The 18,892-nt window shown below is 60.4% G+C and carries 22 protein-coding genes; 12 read left to right on the top strand and 10 right to left on the bottom strand.

Features of this window, described 5'->3' with window-relative positions:
- Window positions 1–12 precede the first annotated feature (12 nt).
- Together DM813_RS10490 and DM813_RS10485 are read right to left on the bottom strand one after the other, a co-directional pair.
- Window positions 13–543, bottom strand: a complete 531-nt coding sequence (locus DM813_RS10490; protein ID WP_110972473.1) for a DUF5943 domain-containing protein — start codon at window positions 541–543, stop codon at window positions 13–15.
- Between the two features lie 75 nt (window positions 544–618).
- Window positions 619–1,596 carry a dipeptidase gene (locus DM813_RS10485; RefSeq protein ID WP_128323327.1) on the bottom strand — a complete coding sequence of 326 codons (978 nt, stop codon included), beginning with the start codon at window positions 1,594–1,596 and terminating at the stop codon, window positions 619–621.
- A 312-nt stretch (window positions 1,597–1,908) separates the two neighbouring features.
- On the opposite strand from DM813_RS10485, the gene DM813_RS10480 reads away from it, so the two are divergent.
- The 4 genes from DM813_RS10480 to DM813_RS10465 all read left to right on the top strand — a co-directional run bounded on the left by DM813_RS10480 (window position 1,909) and on the right by DM813_RS10465 (window position 4,292).
- Window positions 1,909–2,625: a hypothetical protein gene (locus DM813_RS10480; RefSeq protein ID WP_128323326.1), complete on the top strand. Its 717-nt coding sequence runs from the start codon at window positions 1,909–1,911 to the stop codon at window positions 2,623–2,625.
- Between the two features lie 68 nt (window positions 2,626–2,693).
- On the top strand, window positions 2,694–3,320 hold the full coding sequence (locus DM813_RS10475; RefSeq protein ID WP_128323325.1) for a hypothetical protein: 627 nt from the start codon (window positions 2,694–2,696) through the stop codon (window positions 3,318–3,320).
- Window positions 3,321–3,457: 137 nt separating this feature from the next.
- Entirely contained in the window at window positions 3,458–3,865 is a 408-nt protein-coding gene (locus tag DM813_RS10470; RefSeq protein ID WP_128323324.1) for a lysozyme inhibitor LprI family protein, read from the top strand.
- 7 nt (window positions 3,866–3,872) lie between these two features.
- The gene (locus DM813_RS10465; protein ID WP_128323323.1) at window positions 3,873–4,292 is read left to right on the top strand and encodes a DUF3010 family protein; all 420 of its coding nucleotides are present in this window, start codon (window positions 3,873–3,875) and stop codon (window positions 4,290–4,292) included.
- Here DM813_RS10465 and DM813_RS10460 read toward each other — a convergent pair.
- On the bottom strand, window positions 4,279–5,238 hold the full coding sequence (locus tag DM813_RS10460; protein WP_128323420.1) for a GlxA family transcriptional regulator: 960 nt from the start codon (window positions 5,236–5,238) through the stop codon (window positions 4,279–4,281). The genes DM813_RS10465 and DM813_RS10460 overlap by 14 nt on opposite strands.
- 170 nt (window positions 5,239–5,408) lie before the next feature.
- On the opposite strand from DM813_RS10460, the gene choX reads away from it, so the two are divergent.
- The 5 genes from choX (at window position 5,409) to DM813_RS10435 (ending at window position 9,207) form a co-directional block, all read left to right on the top strand.
- Window positions 5,409–6,353 carry a choline ABC transporter substrate-binding protein gene (gene choX, locus DM813_RS10455; RefSeq protein WP_128323322.1) on the top strand — a complete coding sequence of 315 codons (945 nt, stop codon included), beginning with the start codon at window positions 5,409–5,411 and terminating at the stop codon, window positions 6,351–6,353.
- Window positions 6,354–6,469: 116 nt separating this feature from the next.
- Entirely contained in the window at window positions 6,470–7,354 is an 885-nt protein-coding gene (locus DM813_RS10450) for a 3-keto-5-aminohexanoate cleavage protein (RefSeq protein WP_128323321.1), read from the top strand.
- Between the two features lie 15 nt (window positions 7,355–7,369).
- Window positions 7,370–8,335, top strand: a complete 966-nt coding sequence (locus DM813_RS10445) for an L-carnitine dehydrogenase (protein ID WP_128323320.1) — start codon at window positions 7,370–7,372, stop codon at window positions 8,333–8,335.
- A 13-nt stretch (window positions 8,336–8,348) separates the two neighbouring features.
- Window positions 8,349–8,816, top strand: coding sequence for a thioesterase family protein (locus DM813_RS10440; RefSeq protein ID WP_128323319.1), 468 nt, complete (start codon window positions 8,349–8,351; stop codon window positions 8,814–8,816).
- Between the two features lie 133 nt (window positions 8,817–8,949).
- Window positions 8,950–9,207, top strand: a complete 258-nt coding sequence (locus tag DM813_RS10435; protein WP_128323318.1) for a hypothetical protein — start codon at window positions 8,950–8,952, stop codon at window positions 9,205–9,207.
- Between the two features lie 117 nt (window positions 9,208–9,324).
- Here DM813_RS10435 and DM813_RS10430 read toward each other — a convergent pair whose 3' ends face one another.
- Together DM813_RS10430 and DM813_RS10425 are read right to left on the bottom strand one after the other, a co-directional pair.
- On the bottom strand, window positions 9,325–10,431 hold the full coding sequence (locus DM813_RS10430; protein ID WP_128323317.1) for a GlxA family transcriptional regulator: 1,107 nt from the start codon (window positions 10,429–10,431) through the stop codon (window positions 9,325–9,327).
- Window positions 10,432–10,831: 400 nt separating this feature from the next.
- Complete coding sequence (locus tag DM813_RS10425) at window positions 10,832–12,208, bottom strand: L-serine ammonia-lyase (protein ID WP_128323316.1); 1,377 nt, start codon at window positions 12,206–12,208, stop codon at window positions 10,832–10,834.
- Between the two features lie 450 nt (window positions 12,209–12,658).
- Here DM813_RS10425 and DM813_RS10420 point away from each other — a divergent pair, with 450 nt between their 5' ends.
- The 3 genes from DM813_RS10420 to choV all read left to right on the top strand — a co-directional run bounded on the left by DM813_RS10420 (window position 12,659) and on the right by choV (window position 15,695).
- The gene (locus DM813_RS10420; RefSeq protein WP_128323315.1) at window positions 12,659–13,606 is read left to right on the top strand and encodes a choline ABC transporter substrate-binding protein; all 948 of its coding nucleotides are present in this window, start codon (window positions 12,659–12,661) and stop codon (window positions 13,604–13,606) included.
- 65 nt (window positions 13,607–13,671) lie between these two features.
- Complete coding sequence (gene choW, locus DM813_RS10415; RefSeq protein ID WP_197877513.1) at window positions 13,672–14,520, top strand: choline ABC transporter permease subunit; 849 nt, start codon at window positions 13,672–13,674, stop codon at window positions 14,518–14,520.
- On the top strand, window positions 14,517–15,695 hold the full coding sequence (gene choV, locus DM813_RS10410) for a choline ABC transporter ATP-binding protein (protein ID WP_128323313.1): 1,179 nt from the start codon (window positions 14,517–14,519) through the stop codon (window positions 15,693–15,695). The genes choW and choV overlap by 4 nt, the downstream gene beginning before the upstream one ends.
- Before the next feature lie 79 nt (window positions 15,696–15,774).
- Here choV and hisF read toward each other — a convergent pair whose 3' ends face one another.
- Genes hisF through hisB form a run of 5 tightly spaced genes read right to left on the bottom strand, consistent with a single transcriptional unit; the run spans window position 15,775 to window position 18,827 of the window.
- Window positions 15,775–16,545 (bottom strand): imidazole glycerol phosphate synthase subunit HisF, encoded by a 771-nt coding sequence (gene hisF, locus DM813_RS10405; protein ID WP_038605774.1) that lies wholly within the window; start codon window positions 16,543–16,545, stop codon window positions 15,775–15,777.
- Window positions 16,546–16,555: 10 nt separating this feature from the next.
- The gene (gene hisA, locus DM813_RS10400; RefSeq protein ID WP_128323312.1) at window positions 16,556–17,293 is read right to left on the bottom strand and encodes a 1-(5-phosphoribosyl)-5-[(5-phosphoribosylamino)methylideneamino]imidazole-4-carboxamide isomerase; all 738 of its coding nucleotides are present in this window, start codon (window positions 17,291–17,293) and stop codon (window positions 16,556–16,558) included.
- A gap of 42 nt (window positions 17,294–17,335) precedes the next feature.
- Window positions 17,336–17,596, bottom strand: coding sequence for a DUF2164 domain-containing protein (locus DM813_RS10395; RefSeq protein WP_128323311.1), 261 nt, complete (start codon window positions 17,594–17,596; stop codon window positions 17,336–17,338).
- Window positions 17,596–18,234, bottom strand: coding sequence for an imidazole glycerol phosphate synthase subunit HisH (hisH, locus tag DM813_RS10390; protein WP_128323310.1), 639 nt, complete (start codon window positions 18,232–18,234; stop codon window positions 17,596–17,598). Before hisH ends, DM813_RS10395 begins: the two co-directional genes overlap by 1 nt.
- Window positions 18,234–18,827: an imidazoleglycerol-phosphate dehydratase HisB gene (hisB, locus tag DM813_RS10385; RefSeq protein ID WP_128323309.1), complete on the bottom strand. Its 594-nt coding sequence runs from the start codon at window positions 18,825–18,827 to the stop codon at window positions 18,234–18,236. The genes hisH and hisB overlap by 1 nt, the downstream gene beginning before the upstream one ends.
- Window positions 18,828–18,892 lie beyond the last annotated feature (65 nt).

Genomic DNA, 18,892 nt, shown 5'->3' with positions numbered 1-18,892 from the left:
GGGATCCTCGACTTACAGCGGCTTGACGATGAACAGGCCATCGTCGTGGCCTTCTTCCGAACCGCCGTAGACCTGCTCGGCGACTGTACGGATGGAGCTGCCGCGCGCGGCGAGAATCTGGTCCATGGCGCCGGCGAACCAGCCGGTGAACATGTAGTCGACCTTGCGCCCGACCTTGCCGTACACGTACACGAATGCCGAGTGCTCGAGCTTGACGCTGGCGGTGCCTTTTTCCAGGTCGATGTCCTGGATCTTGAACAGGCCCCAGCCCCGTTGCGACAGGCGCTTCATGTAGTGTTCGAACACCGCCACGCCTTCCAGGCCGTGGCATTCAGCCTCTTTCTCGCACCAGTGCCAGGCCGATTTGTAGCCCGCCTTGTAGAGGATCTCGGCATAGGCCTCGGCGCCCAGCACCTCCTCGATACCCATGTGGTTGTTGACGAAGAAATGCCGCGGCACGTACAGCATCGGCAGGGCATCGCTGGTCCAGACACCGGTCTCGCTGTCGACTTCGATAGGCAATTGCGGGGCGATCTTGGCCATGGAAACTCAACTCCAGAAATTTTTGTTGGCTGCCCCTGCGCCTGTGGCAGGGGTCGGAAGACGGTGACTGGCGGCTTATTCGCCCCAGACATCCTTGAGCACGTTGACCCAGTTCTCGCCCATGATCTTGCGCACCACGCGTTCGCTGTGGCCGCGCTTGAGCAGGGTTTCGGTGAGGTTGGGGAACTCGCCCACGGTGCGGATGCCCAGCGGGTTGATGATCTTGCCGAAGTTGGTCAGACGCCGGGCGTAGCCCTTGTCATGGGTCAGGTACTCGAAGAAGTCCTGGCCATGGCCTTGAGTGAAGTCGGTGCCAATGCCGATGGCGTCTTCGCCGACGATGTTCATGGTGTATTCAATGGCTTCGGCGTAGTCGTCGATGGTCGAGTCGATGCCCTTGGCCAGGAACGGCGCGAACATGGTCACGCCAACGAAACCGCCATGGTCGGCAATGAACTTCAATTCTTCATCGGACTTGTTGCGCGGGTGCTCCTTGAGCCCGGAAGGCAGGCAGTGGGAGTAGCACACCGGTTTTTTCGATTCGAGGATGACTTCTTCCGAGGTCTTGGAACCGACATGGGACAAGTCGCACATGATGCCGACGCGGTTCATTTCGGCGACGATTTCGCGACCGAAGCCCGACAGGCCGCCATCACGCTCATAGCACCCGGTGCCCACCAGGTTCTGGGTGTTGTAGCACATCTGCACGATGCCCACGCCGAGCTGCTTGAACACTTCGACATAACCGATCTGGTCTTCGAAGGCATGAGCGTTCTGGAAACCGAAGAGAATGCCGGTCTTGCCCCGCTCCTTGGCCTTGCGGATGTCGGCGGTGGTGCGTACCGGCATCACCAGGTCAGCGTTTTCGCGGATCAGCTTCTGGCTGGCGGCAATGTTGTTGACCGTGGCCTGGAAGCCTTCCCACACCGAGACGGTGCAGTTGGCTGCGGTCAGGCCGCCCTTGCGCATGTCTTCGAACAGCTCGCGGTTCCATTTGGCAATGATCAGCCCGTCGATAACGATGCTGTCGGCGTGTAATTCGGCTGGGCTCATCAGGCTGTCCCCTTTATTGGCATTACCTGCGCCGAATCGTCTGCCGGCGCTTTGGAGCCAGCATATGCCTAGGGGCCTGGTCGCTAAGATGCAAAAACGACAGGGGAATTGCCGAAAGCGTCAAACCGCGACAAAGGGCCATGGCAAGTTTCATTCGGAGGGTCACGGGGCTTGCGGCTGCCCTGCTCAACAGCACTCTTGCCCCATGGAAGCCTGTGCTGCTGATCTCGTTCGTCGACTTCCACCAAAGTCTGCTTCAGAGCCTTCCTCAACCAGGGGTTGGCCTTGAACCTGGCGTAAGGAAACGGATGTATGAGCACCAGCATTAGCAAAGCAGACATGGACAAAGCGATCCAGGCACTGAAAAAAGAAGGCGAGGATCGCGTTCTGATGGTTGCCAACACAGTCTGCATCTTCGCTCCCAATGTGCCTGCCGGAGTGGCGGAAGATGTTCTGGCCAGCATGCGACTGATGAACCTGTCGGCCAACAAAAAGTTCGACAAAGAAACCCAGCAGCGTGAGTGGTACAACTTCTACAACAACGGCCTTGGCAAGTTCGGCTGGACGCTGACGGGTGCGGCCCACACCGAGGAGGCGATTGACAAGGATGACTACACCCCGGCAACCCTGACCACCCATCTGGTCACCGGTAGCTGGGGCCATAACGCGCACATGTCTCGTTGTGCGAAGCGCGCCTTCGAGGTCACTCTGCAAACACCCAAAGCGCAAAAGTTGCTGGAGGAAAGCAGCCTGAGCGTTTCGGGTAAATCGAGTACCGTTCAGGTGGCAGCCTGCGAGATGACTGCGCAAGGTTTACCGATCATGCATATGACCAGCGTACAGTTGAGCTACGACAAGGCAGAAAAGGTTGAAGGATCGATGGCACGCACCATCAACAAGTCCAACACCCGCGTCTACCGTGCCGCTCAACAGGGCAGCTTCAGTGTTCGTCAGTTCGAAGCCATGCGTAAGGCCGTAACCGAAAAGCTGGCCAGCCAGGCTAACGATATCCTCGACCTGGATATCTGAAGTCCGGGCCAGGTGCCCATTCACCGGTGCCTGGCCGCGAGCCACCCCAAAGGGCCTTAGGTGACACCATGACGGATGATGTTTCTACTGAATCTGCAGACAATGAAACACCCCAAACGGCACTCTTTGCTTCACCTATGACAATCACCCGAAACCCGGTGCTACTCAAAAATGCGGCAGAGGACATCCATCAATGTTTGCGCTTGGCGCAATTGATCGCCAATGAACGTTTTTCCAGAGAGAAGCAAGCCAAGGAGTGGTTTGCCAGCGTCCTCGAAACCCTGGTAGCGCTCGATTTCAAATTGATCGAACATACCAGGAAAACCATTCCCTATACCCCTTCCGACGATGTGTTGAAGGATGTCTTCAATGGCTGGCTGCCTGCACCACAGGCCCCAAACGCACGCTTCAAGTCAGTGGCAACTGAAGTCATCAATGTACTGCATGCGCCGGAACGGGGACTGTATCGAAAGTACAGCACCTCTTCGCACCTGAATGTCACCCTGGATACCGACGATGGCGAGACCCTCGTGGCAATTCTGTTTCATGTCTTGTGCACGCAGGATCCGAACGCACCGAAGACCCGACTGAGGCTGGAACTCGATCACCTAGGGGCTGTGTTCGACAGCATGGCGTTTCACACTCACCGCGAAAGCGTACAAGCCCAGCTCAATGCGTTTGCCAACCTTCAGTAACCCCTTATTCGACGCCGGTAGTAGCGAAGATGCCATGGCAAGTTTCATTCGGAGGGTACGAGGCAAGCAGCTACCCTGTTCTTTGCTGCGGCGCTGAGCGAGAATCGGCGCCCATGTTCCCCGGGGAGGATGACTGCATGAGAACGATGGTTTGGCTGGTCCTGGCTACGCTGGCCTTGGGTGCCCACGCCAGTGAAGAAGACAGTACGCCGTGCGATAACGTCGAAACCGACCAGCAGAACTACGACTGTGCACTGTTCAGCCGCACCACCGCCGAACGCGAGCTCGACGCCGCATTCAGCGACCTGCTCGATCGCATCAAGGAGCAGTATGCCGGGCAGGACGCGAAGATCAGCGAAGTCAGCAAGCGCCTGAACGTCGCCGAAACCTTGTGGAAACAGCTGCGTGACGCCGACTGCAAGGTGGAAACCTTCGACGAAAAACCCGGCAAGGCCTTCGATGCGGCGTTGAACACCTGCCTGGCCCAACGCAGTGACGACCGCTCCGAATACCTGCAGTCCCTGGGGCTGCAAAACTCCGATTGAGAACAGCATGAAAATCTGCGGAATTGAAATCAAAGGCAGCGAAGCACTGCTCGCCGTCGCCACACTGGACGGTGCAAGCCCGGTACATATTGCCCTGGCAACGAAAAAGATCGGCCTGGACGACGACGAACAGGCCGACAACGTCAAGGCCTTCGCCAGCCAGGCCCGGCAGTTCATTGCTGAACACGGCATCAGCCACCTGGCGATCAAGAAGCGCAGCAAGAAAGGCGATTTCGCCGGTGGCCCGACCACCTTCAAGATCGAAGGCGTGCTGCAGCTGCTGGACAACTGCGAAGTGGAACTGGTGTCACCACAGACCGTCAGCGCTCAGGCCAAGAAACACAACATCGAACTGCCCGCCTCGTTGAACAAGTACCAGCATGAGGCCTTCAAGAGCGCTTGTGCGGTGCTGCTCAAGCGCCGCTGAGGTGCGTCGCCCGCGTGTTGCGGTCTTCCCGTGGGCAGCGCTCAAAACGCCCCCGATAACAGCGAGTGAAATACGACGCCGACTCGAAGCCGCAGGCAATGCTCACCTCCAGCACGCTCATATCGGTCTGGCGCAGCAGTTGCCGGCCCTTGTCCAGGCGCAAGCGCAGGTAAAAGCCGCTGGGCGTGTCATGCAGATACAAGCGGAACAAGCGCTCCAGCTGACGCCGGGTGACCTGCACTGACTCGGCCAGCACCAGAGTGTTGAGCGGTTGCTCGGTGTTGCGCTCCATCTCGCCGATCACCTGCACCAGTTTCTTGTTGCTGATGCCATACCGTGAGGCGATCTGCATGCGCTGGTGATCCTGGCGTGGGCGAATGCGCCCCAGCACAAACTGCTCTGATACCTGAATCGCCAGTTCCGGGCCGTGCGCCTGAGCGATCAGGTCGAGCATCAGGTCGATGGATGCCGTACCGCCGGCCGAAGTAATACGTCGGCGGTCGACCTCGAACAGCTCCTGGGTCGCCTGCAGTTGTGGATAAGACTCCTTGAACGCCTCTAGCGCTTCCCAGTGCAGCGTCACCCGGTGCCCATCGAGCAGGCCGGCCTCGGCCAGTACCACGCTACCGGTGTCGATGCCGCCGAGTACCACGCCTTCGTGATCGAGCTTGCGCAGCCAGTGTTGCAGCGCCTGGCTGTAACTGCCCAGCGGTTCGAACCCGGCGACCACCAGCAGGGTTGCACCCTTGGCCAGTGGCTGCAGCGCACCGTCGACATTGACCGACATGCCATTACTGGCCTGCACCGCCCCGCCCTCTATGCTCAACACCTGCCAGCGGTACAACCCGCTGCGAAAACGGTTGGCCACCCGCAGCGGTTCGATCGCCGAGATGAAGCCGATGGCGGAAAAACCGGGGAGCAACAGAAAGTAGAAATCCTGGGGCATAGCGAACGACTCGACGGCCAGGGGTCTGCGGTTAATACCCTGCAGGTCGCCACTGTGCAAGTGCTGGTCGCCAGGGTGCGCATTTTGCGCGGGCGCTGCGCGTAGTTTGAACACCACGGCACGCAGAGGCCGCCCCTATAACAATTAGAACTGCCGTTGGAGGAGCCACCATGAACAGATTGATCAGCCGTAGCCTGCTGACGCTCGTCGGTACCGCAATCCTCAGCACCCATGTAATGGCCGCCGAACCGGCCGAATGCAAGAACGTGCGCCTCGGCGTGGTCAACTGGACCGATGTCATGGCCACCAGCGCCATGACCCAGGTACTGCTCGACGGCCTGGGCTACAAGACCAAGCAGACCAGTGCCTCCCAGCAAATCATCTTCGCCGGCATTCGCGACCAGCGCCTGGACATGTTCCTTGGCTACTGGAACCCGATCATGACCCAGACCATCACCCCGTTCATCAACAGCAAACAGGTCAAGGTGCTCGACCAGCCCAGCCTCGACGATGCCCGGGCAACGCTGGCTGTGCCGAAATACCTGGCCGACAAGGGCCTGAAGACCTTTGCCGACATTCACAAGTTCGAGAAGGAACTGGGCGGCAAGATCTACGGTATCGAGCCCGGCTCCGGGGCCAATACCCAGATCAAGGCAATGATCAGCAAGAACCAGTTCGGCCTGGGCAAGTTCCAGTTGGTCGAGTCCAGTGAAGCCGGAATGCTTGCCGCCGTCGACCGCGCGGTTCGGCGCAATGAAGCCGTGGTGTTCTTCGGCTGGGCGCCACATCCGATGAACGTCAACATCGACATGGCCTACCTGAGCGGCAGCGAAGACGCCCTGGGCCCGGATGAAGGCCGCGCCACGGTGTGGACCGTCACTGCGCCCGACTACGCCGAACGCTGCCCGAATGCCCACCGCCTGCTGACCAACCTGAAATTCACCGCCGAAGACGAGAGCCGCATGATGCAACCGCTGCTCGAGCACAAGGACGCCCTGGCATCGGCCCGCCAGTGGCTCAAGGATCACCCTGAAGACCAGAAGCGCTGGCTTGAAGGCGTGACCACATTCGATGGCAAGCCGGCGGCAGACAACCTCCAGCTCAGCGCCAACTGATCCGGCCTATTCGCGGGTAAACCCGTTCCCACAGTGCATGTCTCAGGGTCCTTGCTGATCCTGTGGGAGCGGGTTTACCCGCGAAAAATACAACACCGACATCAAGGATTTGCACCATGAACCACGACGTCATCATCACCTGTGCACTCACCGGCGCCGGCGACACCGCCAGCAAAAGCCACCTGGTCCCGGTCACTCCCAAGCAAATTGCCGAATCCGCCGTAGAAGCCGCCAAAGCCGGCGCCACCGTCGTCCACTGCCACGTCCGCGACCCGCAGACCGGCCGTTTCAGCCGCGACGTGAACCTTTACCGTGAGGTCATGGAGCGTATCCGCGAGGCCGACGTAGACATCATCGTCAACCTCACTGCCGGCATGGGCGGCGACCTTGAGATCGGCCCCGGCGAAACCCCGCTGGAGTTCGGCTCGGGCACCGACCTGATCGGCCCCCTCGAGCGCCTGGCCCACGTCGAGGCGCTACTGCCGGAGATCTGCACCCTGGACTGCGGCACCCTCAATTTTGGCGATGGCAACAGCATCTATGTTTCGACACCGTCGCAGTTGCGCGCCGGTGCCAAGCGCATCACTGAACTTGGGGTAAAAGCCGAACTGGAAATTTTCGACACCGGACACCTGTGGTTCGCCAAGCAGATGATCAAGGAAGGTCTGCTCGATGACCCGCTGTTCCAGCTGTGCCTGGGCATTCCCTGGGGCGCGCCAGCCGACACTGCCACCATGAAAGCCATGGTCGATAACCTGCCAGCCGGCGTCACCTGGGCGGGCTTCGGCATCGGCCGCATGCAAATGCCGATGGCCGCGCAAGCCGTACTGCTCGGCGGCAACGTACGGGTCGGCCTTGAAGACAACCTGTACCTGGACAAAGGCGTGCTGGCTAGCAACGGCCAGCTGGTGGAACGCGCTTGCGAAATTCTCAGCCGCCTCGGCGCACGGGTGCTTAGCCCTGCCGAAGGTCGCGCCAAAATGAACCTGACCCGACGCTGATCCGAGGAGTTGACCATGCGCTTTATCACCGAGATCAAGACGTTTGCCGCCCTGGGCAGTGGCGTAATCGGCAGCGGCTGGGTGGCACGCGCCCTGGCCCACGGCCTCGACGTAGTAGCCTGGGACCCGGCGCCCGGCGCCGAAGCGGCCCTGCGCAAACGCATCGCCAACGCCTGGCCGGCGCTGGAGCAACAAGGCCTGGCGCCAGGTGCCGCACAAGAGCGCCTGCGCTTCGTCACCACTATCGAGGAATGTGTACGCGATGCCGATTTCATTCAGGAAAGCGCCCCGGAGCGCCTCGACCTCAAGCTTGAGCTGCACAGCAAGATCAGCGCAGCGGCCAAGCCCAATGCGCTGATCGGCTCCAGTACCTCGGGCCTGTTGCCCAGCGAGTTTTATGAGTCGGCCACGCACCCTGAGCGCTGCGTGGTCGGCCATCCGTTCAACCCGGTCTACCTGCTGCCACTGGTGGAAATCGTCGGCAGCAACAAGACTGCCCCCGAAGCGATCGAGGCGGCGAAAACCGTTTATACCAACCTCGGGATGCGCCCACTGCATGTACGCAAGGAAGTGCCCGGTTTCATTGCTGACCGCCTGCTCGAAGCCTTGTGGCGCGAGGCCCTGCACCTGGTCAACGACGGCGTGGCGACCACCGGCGAGATCGATGACGCCATTCGCTTTGGTGCCGGTTTGCGCTGGTCGTTCATGGGCACCTTCCTGACCTACACCCTGGCCGGTGGCGATGCCGGCATGCGCCACTTCATGGCGCAGTTCGGGCCGGCCCTGCAACTGCCCTGGACTTACCTGCCGGCGCCAGCACTGACCGACGGGCTGATCGACGCGGTTGTCGACGGCACCAGCGAGCAATTGGGCGAGCGCAGCATCAGCGCGCTGGAGCGCTATCGTGATGATTGCCTGCTGGCTGTGCTGGAGGCGGTAAAAGCCACCAAAGCCAAGCACGGCATGGCCTTCAGCGACTGACCGGAGCCTGGAAATGCCTGCATTGATCACTTATGAAACCCCAGTCCAGGCGGACTGGGTGGACTACAACGGGCATCTGCGCGATGCCTTTTACCTGCTGATTTTCAGCTACGCCACCGATGCCTTCATGGACCGCATCGGCCTGGACAGCGACAACCGCAGTACCAGTGGCCACTCGCTGTTCACCCTGGAGTGTCACCTGAATTACCTGCATGAGGTAAAGCTTGGCACGCCGGTGTGGGTGCAGAGCCAGGTCGTAGGTTTTGATCGCAAGCGCCTTCACCTGTATCACAGCCTGCACCGTGCAGGCTTTGATGAGGCGTTGGCCGCCAGTGAGCAGATGCTCTTGCATGTGGACCTGGCGGGGCCTCGATCGGCGCCCTTTGCTGCCGACACCGTGGAACGCCTGCAAGCGATTGTCGATGATCAGCGCGATTTGCCAGCGCCGACGTACATTGGCCAGGTGATAGGTTTGCCGTAGCCCGCCCTGTTGATTTAGCCGAAAACGACCTGTGCTTAGGTAATGCAGTCATGGCGACAATCTGCCCTTGCCGCACGTGCCATACGCCCACAGAATCGATGAGCGATCACACCTGCAAACAAGGACTACCACCATGATGCATGCGGACTTGATTGATCAGGACGACCTGCTGGGCCAATTGCGCGCCCTGGGTTTCGAGATGCCGTCCGACGCCAGCGCCGAGCAAGCCTGTGAATGTGCCGTACGCGGCTTGAGCGAACCACGGGCCAAGGCCCTCAAGGGCATGGTCGAGCAGATGTACACCGGCAATGCGACCATTTTGCCGGCCGTGCGCCAGGCCATCGAACAGCAGTTGTTGCCGGCCTTGGCGCAGTTCAACAAACGCGCCTGACCAACGTTCTGTACCGGCCTCTTCGCGGGCAAGCCCGCTCCCACAAGTCACCCGCTGAGCCTGACCCCGCGGTGATCCTGTGGGAGCGGGCTTGCCCGCGAAATAGGCGACTCGGTATCAGAGCCTCACACTGGCAAACGTCGATTCGTTGCGCGCCTGGCTCAGCGCCGACATCGGCCCGGCCAGTGGCGACAGCACCAGCGCCTGCGGGATCGGCATCATGGCCACTTGCTGCGCAGTGTTGGAGCCCACACGCTCATCACGCGGTGGAATACCGAAATACTCGCGGTAGCACTTGGAGAAGTGCGGCGTTGAAACAAACCCGCACACCGACGCCACTTCGATGATCGACATCGGCGTCTGCTTGAGCAGTTGCCGGGCACGAATCAGGCGCAGCTTCAGGTAGTAGCGCGACGGCGAGCAATGCAGGTATTTCTGAAACAGGCGCTCAAGCTGGCGCCGTGATACCGCGACATACACCGCCAATTCGTCCAGATCGATCGGCTCCTCAAGGTTGGCCTCCATCAGCGCGACGATTTCCTGCAGCTTCGGCTGGTTGGTACCGAGCATGTGCTTGAGCGGCACACGCTGGTGGTCCTGTTCGTTGCGGATTCGCTCGTAGACAAACATTTCGGAGATCGCCGCCGACAGCTCACGGCCATGATCACGGCTGATCAGGTGCAGCATCATGTCCAGTGGCGCGGTACCGCCGGAGCTGGTGAAGCGGTTACGGTCTAGGGTGAACAGGCGCGTGCTCATGCTCACCCGCGGGAAGGCTTCCTGCATCGCGGCCAGGCATTCCCAGTGCACGCTGCAATCAAAACCATCGAGCAAACCGGCACAGGCCAGCGCCCAGCTGCCGGTGCACACCGCGCCCAGACGGCGTGACTGGCGCGCCTGGCTCTGCAACCAGGTGACGTGTTCACGGGTTACCGTGCGCTGAATGCCGATGCCGCCACAGACAATTACCGTGTCCATCGGCGGTGCCTTGTGCATCGATGCGTCGGGGGTAATCTGCAGGCCGTCACTGGCCCAGACCTGGCCACCGTCCACACTCAAGGTGCTCCAGCGATACAGCTCGCGGCCCGACAGCTGGTTGGCCATGCGCAGCGGCTCGACTGCCGACGCCAGAGAGATGAGGGTGAAGTTGTCCAGCAGCAGAAAACCGATGGACTGGGGGGTTGTGCGGTTCTGGGTTGGGGTCCCGGAGTTGTACGACGTCATCGCGGTATCTCCTCACACAATGCAGGGTGCGCCTCAGGCAGGCACGGGCTTTTTTGTCACGGCCCCGATTCGAATGCAGGGGCTTTGCCAATCACAACGCAAATGCCATGCCTGAAATTGAATGCGCATTCAATAAAACCCAAAAACGACGTCGCGCAGCGTCTATATAGCCGCTGCTCCAGGGTGCTTTTTCAAAGCGGAACGACCGTTCTAGTGCCTTTGCGCAGGCAACGTGAGCAATTCGGTAGCACTTGTGGGAAGGATGCCCAGAAGCGACATGTGCGACTGTCACCCCAGGCACAAATGGCCGGGGTGACGGGCGAATACACCGGGGCGACAGCGTCGCGCACTATAAGGTGGCGCCGGTGCCAAAGACGGGCAAAAACGACGCAGTACCCAGTCAGCACTCGATGGCGTTGACGGCCAGGCCACCGCGTGAGGTCTCCTTGTATTTGTCGTGCATGTCGGCACCGGTATCGCGCATGGTGCGGATCACCCGGTCCAGCGAGATGAAGTGTTCACCGTCACCACGCAGCGCCATCTGTGCGGCATTGATGGCCTTGACCGCAGCAATCGCATTGCGCTCGATACACGGCACCTGGACCAACCCACCGACCGGGTCGCAGGTCAGCCCCAGGTTGTGTTCCAAGCCGATCTCGGCGGCATTTTCCAGTTGCGCCGGGGTCGCTCCGAGCACCTCGGCCAGGCCTGCCGCCGCCATCGCGCAGGCAGAACCCACCTCGCCCTGGCAACCAACCTCGGCACCGGAAATCGAGGCGTTCTTCTTGCACAGGATGCCCACGGCTGCCGCGCCGAGAAAGAAGTCGACCACGCAGGCTTCACTGACCTGATCACTGAAGCGCATGTAGTAGTGCAACACCGCCGGAATGATCCCGGCCGCGCCATTGGTCGGTGCCGTGACCATGCGCCCACCGGCGGCGTTTTCCTCGTTGACCGCCAGGGCATAAAGGTTGACCCACTCCATGGCGCTCAAGGTGGAGCCGATCACATTGGGTTTGTTCAGCTCCTGCAGGCTGCGATGCAACTTGGCCGCACGGCGCTTCACATTCAGCCCGCCCGGCAGTGTGCCCTCGTACTTGAGGCCGTTTTCGACACAGGCCTGCATCGCCTGCCAGAGGGTGAGCAATCCGGCCCGAATTTCAGCCTCGCTGCGCCAGACCTTTTCGTTTTCCATCATCAATTGCGACACGCGCAGGTCGTTTTGCTTGCACAGCGCCAGCAGTTCCACGGCGCTGTTGAAGTCGTACGGCAGCACGGTGTTGTCGGCGTCGAGCACGCCGCTGGCGGCCTGGGCCGCATCCACCACAAAGCCACCGCCGACCGAGTAATAGGTATCGCGATGCAGCTCGCCCACCGTGCCATCAGCGATCAGGGTCATGGCGTTGGGGTGGTACGGCAGGTTCTCGTCGAGCAACAGCATGTCGCGCGCCCAGACAAAGCCAACTGGCAGGCGGCCATCGAGCAGCAAGGTGTCTGTTTCGCGCAGTGCAGCGATGCGTGAAGCGATTTGAGACGGGTCGATAACGTCCGGCCACTCACCCATCAGGCCCATGATCACCGCATTGTCGCTGCCGTGACCGATGCCCGTGGCCGACAGCGAGCCGTACAGGCGCACCTCGATGCGCTGCACCTGTTCGAGCTCACCGCGTTCACGCAGGCCTTGCACGAACAGCGCCGCGGCCCGCATGGGCCCGACGGTATGCGAGCTGGATGGGCCGACGCCAATCTTGAACAGATCGAACACACTGATGGCCATGCCACCTACCTCCTGATGGAGCAGCCCGCCACGCCCAAGCCGAGGGCCCCGCAACTGCTACGCTTAATAGGCGGCAATCCGCCGAATTCGCGCATCATCAGGCTTTTAAGCGGACGTCTGACGTCTACAACCGACGCGTTCGTGCCCAGCAACGCCGCCAGCTGTCACGACCGTTTCTGCGCCGTTTTTTTGCGGTGCAGAAGCAGCAAAATCGCGTTTACGGGCCGAGAAAACTCTGTAAACGACCTCATCGACACTGGATGCGACCCTGTCTGTACTGGATACGACGCACCCTGTAGGCGTTTGATTTTCGCTGTTAGATGATCGGTATCGACTCGATTGCACGGCACCTGTCCCGCTATCGCCAGATAGTCAGGTCCGACCGAATGCAAACCATAAAGCACGGCGGTCCCGTGGGACATCCGAGAAAAAACATCAGGAGTCCATCGCATGAAAGGTTCACCCTCGCTATTGCTGACCGCGCTACTGAGTGTGCCGCTGTTGGCCCAGGCTGCAGAGCCTGAGCAGTGTCATACCGTCAACTTCTCCGATGTCGGCTGGACCGATATCACCGTGACGACCGCGGTGACCAGCGTGGTGCTGCAATCGCTGGGCTACAAAACCAAAACCACCATGATCTCGGTGCCGGTGACCTACAAGTCGCTGGCTGATGGCAAGAACATGGACGTGTTCCTCGGCAACTGGATGCCGACCATGGAAAACGACATCAAGCAGTACCGTGATGCCGGCACCGTGGAAACCGTGCGCGCCAATCTGGAAAACGCCAAGTACACCCTGGCCGTACCGCAGGCGCTGTACGACAAGGGCCTGAAAAACTTCGCCGACATTGCCAAGTTCAAGAAGGAACTGGACGGCAAGATCTATGGCATCGAGCCGGGCAACGACGGCAACCGCACGATCCAGAGCATGATCGACAAGAACGCCTTCGGCCTCAAGGACGCCGGCTTCAAGGTGGTCGAGTCCAGCGAGGCCGGCATGCTTTCCCAGGTTGATCGTGCCGAGCGGCGCGGTACCGATGTGGTGTTCCTGGGGTGGGAGCCGCATCCGATGAACACCCGCTTCAAGATGAAGTACCTGGACGGCGGCGATGACTTCTTCGGCCCCGAATACGGCAAAGCCACGGTACTCACCAATACCCGCAAGGGTTATGTGCAGGAATGCAGCAACGTCGGCCAGTTGCTGAAGAACCTGTCCTTCACCCTGGACATGGAAAGCACCCTGATGGGCAACGTCCTGGACGACAAGATGAAACCCGATGCAGCCGCCAAAGCCTGGCTGAAGAAAAACCCTCAAATCCTCGACACCTGGCTGGCAGGGGTCAACACCGTTGATGGCAAACCGGGCCTGGAGGCAGCCAAGGCCAAACTGACGCAGTAAGCACTGCCTGCGGCGGGCTCGCCCGCCGCAGGCTGTCTTCAATTTTTTGCAGGTGGACGCTCGCTATCATGCTGATCGATGAAAAACTCCCTCTGGGCCAGTACATCGCAGGCTTCGTTGAATGGTTGACGCAACACGGTGCCAACTACTTCGATGCTTTCGCTGCGGCACTGGAATACATGATCCACGGTGTAACCGGGGCACTGACCTGGTTCAATCCCTTCGTCCTGATCGGCCTGATTGCAGTGATCGCGCACCTGATCCAGCGCAAATGGGCGCTGACAATCTTCTGTGTCCTGTCGTTCCTGCTGATCCTCAACCTCGGTTACTGGCAGGAGACCATGGAAACCCTGGCCCAGGTGCTGTTCGCCACCCTGGTCTGCGTGGCCATCGGCGTGCCGCTGGGCATTCTTGCCGCGCACAAACCGATGTTCTATACCGCCATGCGCCCGGTCCTCGACCTGATGCAGACGGTGCCCACCTTCGTTTACCTGATCCCGACCCTGACCCTGTTCGGCCTGGGTGTGGTCCCCGGGTTGATCTCTACGGTGGTGTTCGCCATTGCCGCGCCGATCCGCCTGACCTACCTGGGCATCTGTGACGTGCCCCAGGAACTGCTCGACGCCGGCAAAGCCTTTGGCTGCTCCAAGCGTCAGCTGCTGTCGCGCATTGAACTGCCACACGCCATGCCGAGCATCGCCGCCGGTGTTACCCAATGCATCATGCTGTCGCTGTCGATGGTGGTAATCGCCGCCCTGGTGGGTGCCGACGGCCTGGGCAAACCTGTGGTCAACGCACTGAACACTGCCGATATTGCCCTGGGCTTTGAGGCCGGCCTGGCAATCGTGCTGCTGGCGATCATGCTCGACCGTATCTGCAAACAACCTGACGTACCGGTAAGGAGTGAAGCATGAGCATTATTCGCTTCGAAGATGTAGACGTTATCTTCTCCAGCCGACCGCGTGAGGCCCTCAGCCTGCTCGACCAAGGCCTTTCGCGGGAGCAGATCCTGAAGAAAACCGGGTTGGTAGTCGGCGTCGAAAAGGCCAACCTGGACATCAACAAAGGCGAGATCTGCGTGCTGATGGGCCTTTCCGGTTCGGGCAAGTCGAGTTTGCTGCGTTGCATCAACGGCCTTAACACCGTGAGCCGCGGCAAGCTGTTCGTCGAGCACGAGGGCTCGCATATCGACATCGCCCATTGCACCCCGGCAGAACTGAAAATGATGCGCACCAAGCGCATCGCCATGGTCTTTCAGAAATTCGCCCTGATGCCCTGGCTGACCGTGCGCGAGAACATCAGCTTCGGCCTGGAAATGCAGGGTCGCCCGGAGAAAGAGCGACGCAAGCTGGTTGAGGAAAAGCTTGAACTGGTCGGCCTGACGCAATGGCGCAACAAAAAACCCGATGAACTCTCAGGCGGCATGCAGCAGCGTGTTGGCCTGGCCCGCGCCCTGGCCATGGATGCCGACATCCTGCTGATGGACGAACCTTTCTCCGCCCTCGACCCGCTGATCCGTCAGGGCCTGCAGGATGAGTTGCTGGAACTGCAACGCAAGCTGAGCAAGACCATCGTGTTCGTCAGTCACGACCTGGACGAAGCACTGAAGCTGGGCAGCCGCATCGCCATCATGAAAGACGGCAAGATCATTCAGTACAGCAAGCCGGAAGAAATCGTCCTCAACCCGGCCGACGAATACGTGCGCACCTTCGTCGCCCACACCAACCCGCTCAATGTGCTGTGCGGCCGCAGCCTGATGCGCACGCTGGACAAGTGCAAGCGCATCAATGGCTCGGTGTGCATCGACCCGGGCGGTGATTCCTGGCTGGACCTGGCTGAAGGCAACACTATCAAAGGCGCGCGTCAGGGCGGCACGGGGATGGATCTGCAGAACTGGGCACCGGGTGAGGCGGTAGAAGGACTGGCGCGCAAACCCACCCTGGTCAGCGCCAGCATCGGCATGCGCGAAGCGCTGCAGATCCGTTATCAGACCGGTAACAAGCTGGTGCTGCAGGAAGGCAATTCGGTGGTGGGCATTCTCGGCGACAGCGAGCTGTACCACGCCCTGCTGGGCAAGAACCTGGGGTGACGTGTGTGTGTGTAGGAGCGGATTTATCCGCGATGGACTAGAGCAGTCCATCGCGGATAAATCCGCTCCTACACAAGCTTCAGCGAACGACGATGCCTTGCTTGGCCATGAAGGCCTTGGCTTCCGGTACGGTGTACTCACCGAAGTGGAAGATGCTCGCCGCCAGCACTGCGCTGGCGTGGCCTTCAAGAATGCCGTCGGCCAGGTGCTGCAGGTTGCCCACACCACCTGAAGCGATCACCGGAATGCCCAAGGCATCGCTGATCGCCCGGGTTACGCCCAGGTCGAAGCCATTCTTCATGCCGTCCTGGTCCATGCTGGTCAGCAGAATCTCGCCCGCCCCCAGGCCTTCCATCTTCTTCGCCCACTCCACCGCATCCAGGCCGGTCGGTTTGCGACCGCCGTGGGTGAAGATTTCCCAGCGCGGCGTTTCGCCCGGGCCAGAAACTTTCTTGGCATCAATAGCGACCACGATGCACTGCGAACCGAAATGCGCAGCGGCCTCACCCACAAACTCCGGGTTGAACACGGCAGCGGTGTTGATCGAAACCTTGTCGGCACCGGCATTGAGCAGGTTGCGGATGTCCTGCACGGTGCGTACGCCACCGCCCACGGTCAGCGGGATGAACACCTGGCTGGCCATGCGCTCGACGGTATGCAGCGTGGTATCGCGGCCATCGACGCTGGCGGTGATGTCGAGGAAGGTGATTTCGTCAGCACCCTGTTCATCGTAGCGCCGGGCGATTTCAACCGGGTCACCGGCATCGCGGATGTTCTCGAACTTGACGCCCTTGACCACACGGCCGTTGTCGACGTCCAGGCAAGGGATGATGCGTTTGGCCAGGGCCATGGCGTTCTCCTCAGCCTTTGTAGGTGTCGCAGAAGGCTTGCGCCTCGGCGACATCCAGGGTGCCTTCGTAGATGGCACGGCCAGTGATTGCGCCGATGATGCCAGGCGCCTTGGCGTCAAGCAGGGCCTTGATGTCACCCAGGTTGTGGATACCGCCAGAGGCAATGACCGGGATCTTGGTGGCGGCGGCCAGGGCGGCGGTGAACGGTACGTTGCAGCCCTGCATCATGCCGTCTTTGGCGATGTCGGTGTAGACGATGGCCGAGACGCCATCGGCTTCGAAACGCTTGGCCAGGTCGATGACCTGCACCGAGCTGACTTCAGCCCAGCCGTCGGTGGCGACGAAGCCGTCTTTGGCGTCCAGGCCGACAATCACCTTGCCCGGGAACGCGCGGCACGCCTCGGCGACGAACTCAGGCTCTTTAACCGCCTTGGTGCCGATGATCACGTAGCTGACACCCGCCTTGACGTAGTGCTCGATGGTTTCCAGCGAGCGAATACCGCCGCCGATCTGGATCGGCAGGTTCGGGTAACGCTTGGCAATGGCGGTTACCACTTCACCGTTGACCGGCTGGCCTTCGAAAGCACCGTTGAGGTCAACCAGGTGCAGACGACGGCAGCCGCCCTCGACCCACTTGGCGGCCATGCTCACCGGGTCATCGGAGAAAACGGTGGAATCTTCCATGCGGCCTTGGCGCAGACGTACGCAAGCACCGTCCTTGAGATCGATAGCGGGGATAATCAGCATCTGGAAAACCTGTCTATTCGGTAAACAGTGATGCTCGAGAAGTCAGTTCTTCTCGAGCGCCCACAGGTCGCTTTCGATGCTCTCGAACCGCTCTTTGAGGTGGTTCTGCACATCGAAAATCGCCCTGTTGTAGTAGTGCGGGGCAATCTCTTTGGTGAACACGTCCAGCACCTCGGCGACCTCGAACGAACCCAGTTGCAGCTCGAAACGGTCTTCGAGGAAGCGCTTGAGTACATCCAGCGCCTCGCGCTCCTGTTCCGGTGCAAGGGTGAGGATCGGTGCCTTGGTCCTGGATTTGCTCATTACCAGCGTCCGTCCCAGGCAGCGAAGTTCTGCAGCAGCTGCAGGCCATGGGTATGGCTTTTCTCCGGGTGGAACTGCACGGCAAACCGCGAGCCTTCGGCCAGTGCGGCAGCAAAGTCGACGCCGTAGTGACCACGCCCCACCACCTGCACGGCCTTGGCCGCGGTGATGTAGTAGCTGTGCACGAAGTAGAAACGCGCCAGATCAGGAATGTTGTGCCACAGCGGGTGTTCGATGGACTGGGTCACTTCGTTCCAGCCCATGTGCGGCACCTTCAGGTGCTCGCCGTCTTCGTGCAGGTTTTTGCCGAAGAACTTCACCTGGCCGGGGAACATGCCGATGCAGTCGACACCGTCGTTCTCTTCGCTGTGATCGAGCAGCGCCTGCATCCCCACGCAAATGCCGAGGAACGGGCGGTCCTGACTGACTTCCTGCACCAGGCTGTCGAAGCCCAGGCGACGAATTTCGGCCATGCAGTCGCGAATCGCGCCGACGCCCGGGAATACCACGCGGTCAGCTTCGCGGATCACCGCGGCATCGCTGGTGATCAGTACCTTGCCGGCGCCAACATGCTCCAGTGCCTTGGCCACCGAGTGCAGGTTACCCATGCCATAGTCGATAACGGCAACTGTCTGCATTACAGGCAACCCTTGGTCGATGGCATCTGCCCGGCCATGCGCTCGTCCAGCTCAATGGCCATGCGCAGGGCACGACCGAAAGCTTTGAACACGGTCTCGATCTGGTGGTGGGTGTTGTGCCCACGCAGGTTGTCGATGTGCAGGGTGACGTTGGCGTGGTTGACGAAGCCCTGGAAGAACTCCTGGAACAGGTCAACATCGAAGCCGCCCACCGAGGCGCGGGTGTACGGCACGTGCATCTGCAGGCCCGGACGACCGGAGAAGTCGATGACGACGCGCGACAGCGCTTCATCCAGCGGCACGTAGGCATGGCCGTAACGGCGGATGCCTTTTTTGTCGCCGATGGCCTGGTTGAAGGCCTGGCCCAGGGTAATGCCGACGTCTTCGACGGTATGGTGATCGTCGATATGCAAGTCACCCTTGCACTCGATGTCGAGGTCGATCAGCCCATGCCGGGCGATCTGGTCGAGCATGTGTTCAAGGAAAGGCACACCGATATCAAATCGGGCCTTGCCGCTGCCATCCAGGTTGATCGAGGCTTTAATCTGGGTTTCCAGAGTATTGCGCTCGACGGAAGCCATACGTTCGACCATCACCAGCTCCGCAAAATCATTGGGCGAAAAAGGCGATCATTATAGGCCTAGAAGCGCGTGGCTTG

The sequence above is a fragment of the Pseudomonas alkylphenolica genome (genome assembly GCF_004025535.1).
GTDB lineage: Bacteria > Pseudomonadota > Gammaproteobacteria > Pseudomonadales > Pseudomonadaceae > Aquipseudomonas > Aquipseudomonas alkylphenolica_A.
The sequence above is the reverse complement of the archived record's forward strand: the minus strand, read 5'-3'. Positions and strand labels throughout refer to the sequence as shown.

Coding starts and splice junctions, on each gene's coding strand:
- DM813_RS10490 (WP_110972473.1), bottom strand. CDS start 543: ATGGCCAAGATCGCCCCGCAATTGCCTATCGAAGTCGACAGCGAGACC.
- DM813_RS10485 (WP_128323327.1), bottom strand. CDS start 1,596: ATGAGCCCAGCCGAATTACACGCCGACAGCATCGTTATCGACGGGCTG.
- DM813_RS10480 (WP_128323326.1), top strand. CDS start 1,909: ATGAGCACCAGCATTAGCAAAGCAGACATGGACAAAGCGATCCAGGCA.
- DM813_RS10475 (WP_128323325.1), top strand. CDS start 2,694: ATGACGGATGATGTTTCTACTGAATCTGCAGACAATGAAACACCCCAA.
- DM813_RS10470 (WP_128323324.1), top strand. CDS start 3,458: ATGAGAACGATGGTTTGGCTGGTCCTGGCTACGCTGGCCTTGGGTGCC.
- DM813_RS10465 (WP_128323323.1), top strand. CDS start 3,873: ATGAAAATCTGCGGAATTGAAATCAAAGGCAGCGAAGCACTGCTCGCC.
- DM813_RS10460 (WP_128323420.1), bottom strand. CDS start 5,238: ATGCCCCAGGATTTCTACTTTCTGTTGCTCCCCGGTTTTTCCGCCATC.
- choX (WP_128323322.1), top strand. CDS start 5,409: ATGAACAGATTGATCAGCCGTAGCCTGCTGACGCTCGTCGGTACCGCA.
- DM813_RS10450 (WP_128323321.1), top strand. CDS start 6,470: ATGAACCACGACGTCATCATCACCTGTGCACTCACCGGCGCCGGCGAC.
- DM813_RS10445 (WP_128323320.1), top strand. CDS start 7,370: ATGCGCTTTATCACCGAGATCAAGACGTTTGCCGCCCTGGGCAGTGGC.
- DM813_RS10440 (WP_128323319.1), top strand. CDS start 8,349: ATGCCTGCATTGATCACTTATGAAACCCCAGTCCAGGCGGACTGGGTG.
- DM813_RS10435 (WP_128323318.1), top strand. CDS start 8,950: ATGATGCATGCGGACTTGATTGATCAGGACGACCTGCTGGGCCAATTG.
- DM813_RS10430 (WP_128323317.1), bottom strand. CDS start 10,431: ATGACGTCGTACAACTCCGGGACCCCAACCCAGAACCGCACAACCCCC.
- DM813_RS10425 (WP_128323316.1), bottom strand. CDS start 12,208: ATGGCCATCAGTGTGTTCGATCTGTTCAAGATTGGCGTCGGCCCATCC.
- DM813_RS10420 (WP_128323315.1), top strand. CDS start 12,659: ATGAAAGGTTCACCCTCGCTATTGCTGACCGCGCTACTGAGTGTGCCG.
- choV (WP_128323313.1), top strand. CDS start 14,517: ATGAGCATTATTCGCTTCGAAGATGTAGACGTTATCTTCTCCAGCCGA.
- hisF (WP_038605774.1), bottom strand. CDS start 16,545: ATGGCCCTGGCCAAACGCATCATCCCTTGCCTGGACGTCGACAACGGC.
- hisA (WP_128323312.1), bottom strand. CDS start 17,293: ATGCTGATTATCCCCGCTATCGATCTCAAGGACGGTGCTTGCGTACGT.
- DM813_RS10395 (WP_128323311.1), bottom strand. CDS start 17,596: ATGAGCAAATCCAGGACCAAGGCACCGATCCTCACCCTTGCACCGGAA.
- hisH (WP_128323310.1), bottom strand. CDS start 18,234: ATGCAGACAGTTGCCGTTATCGACTATGGCATGGGTAACCTGCACTCG.
- hisB (WP_128323309.1), bottom strand. CDS start 18,827: ATGGTCGAACGTATGGCTTCCGTCGAGCGCAATACTCTGGAAACCCAG.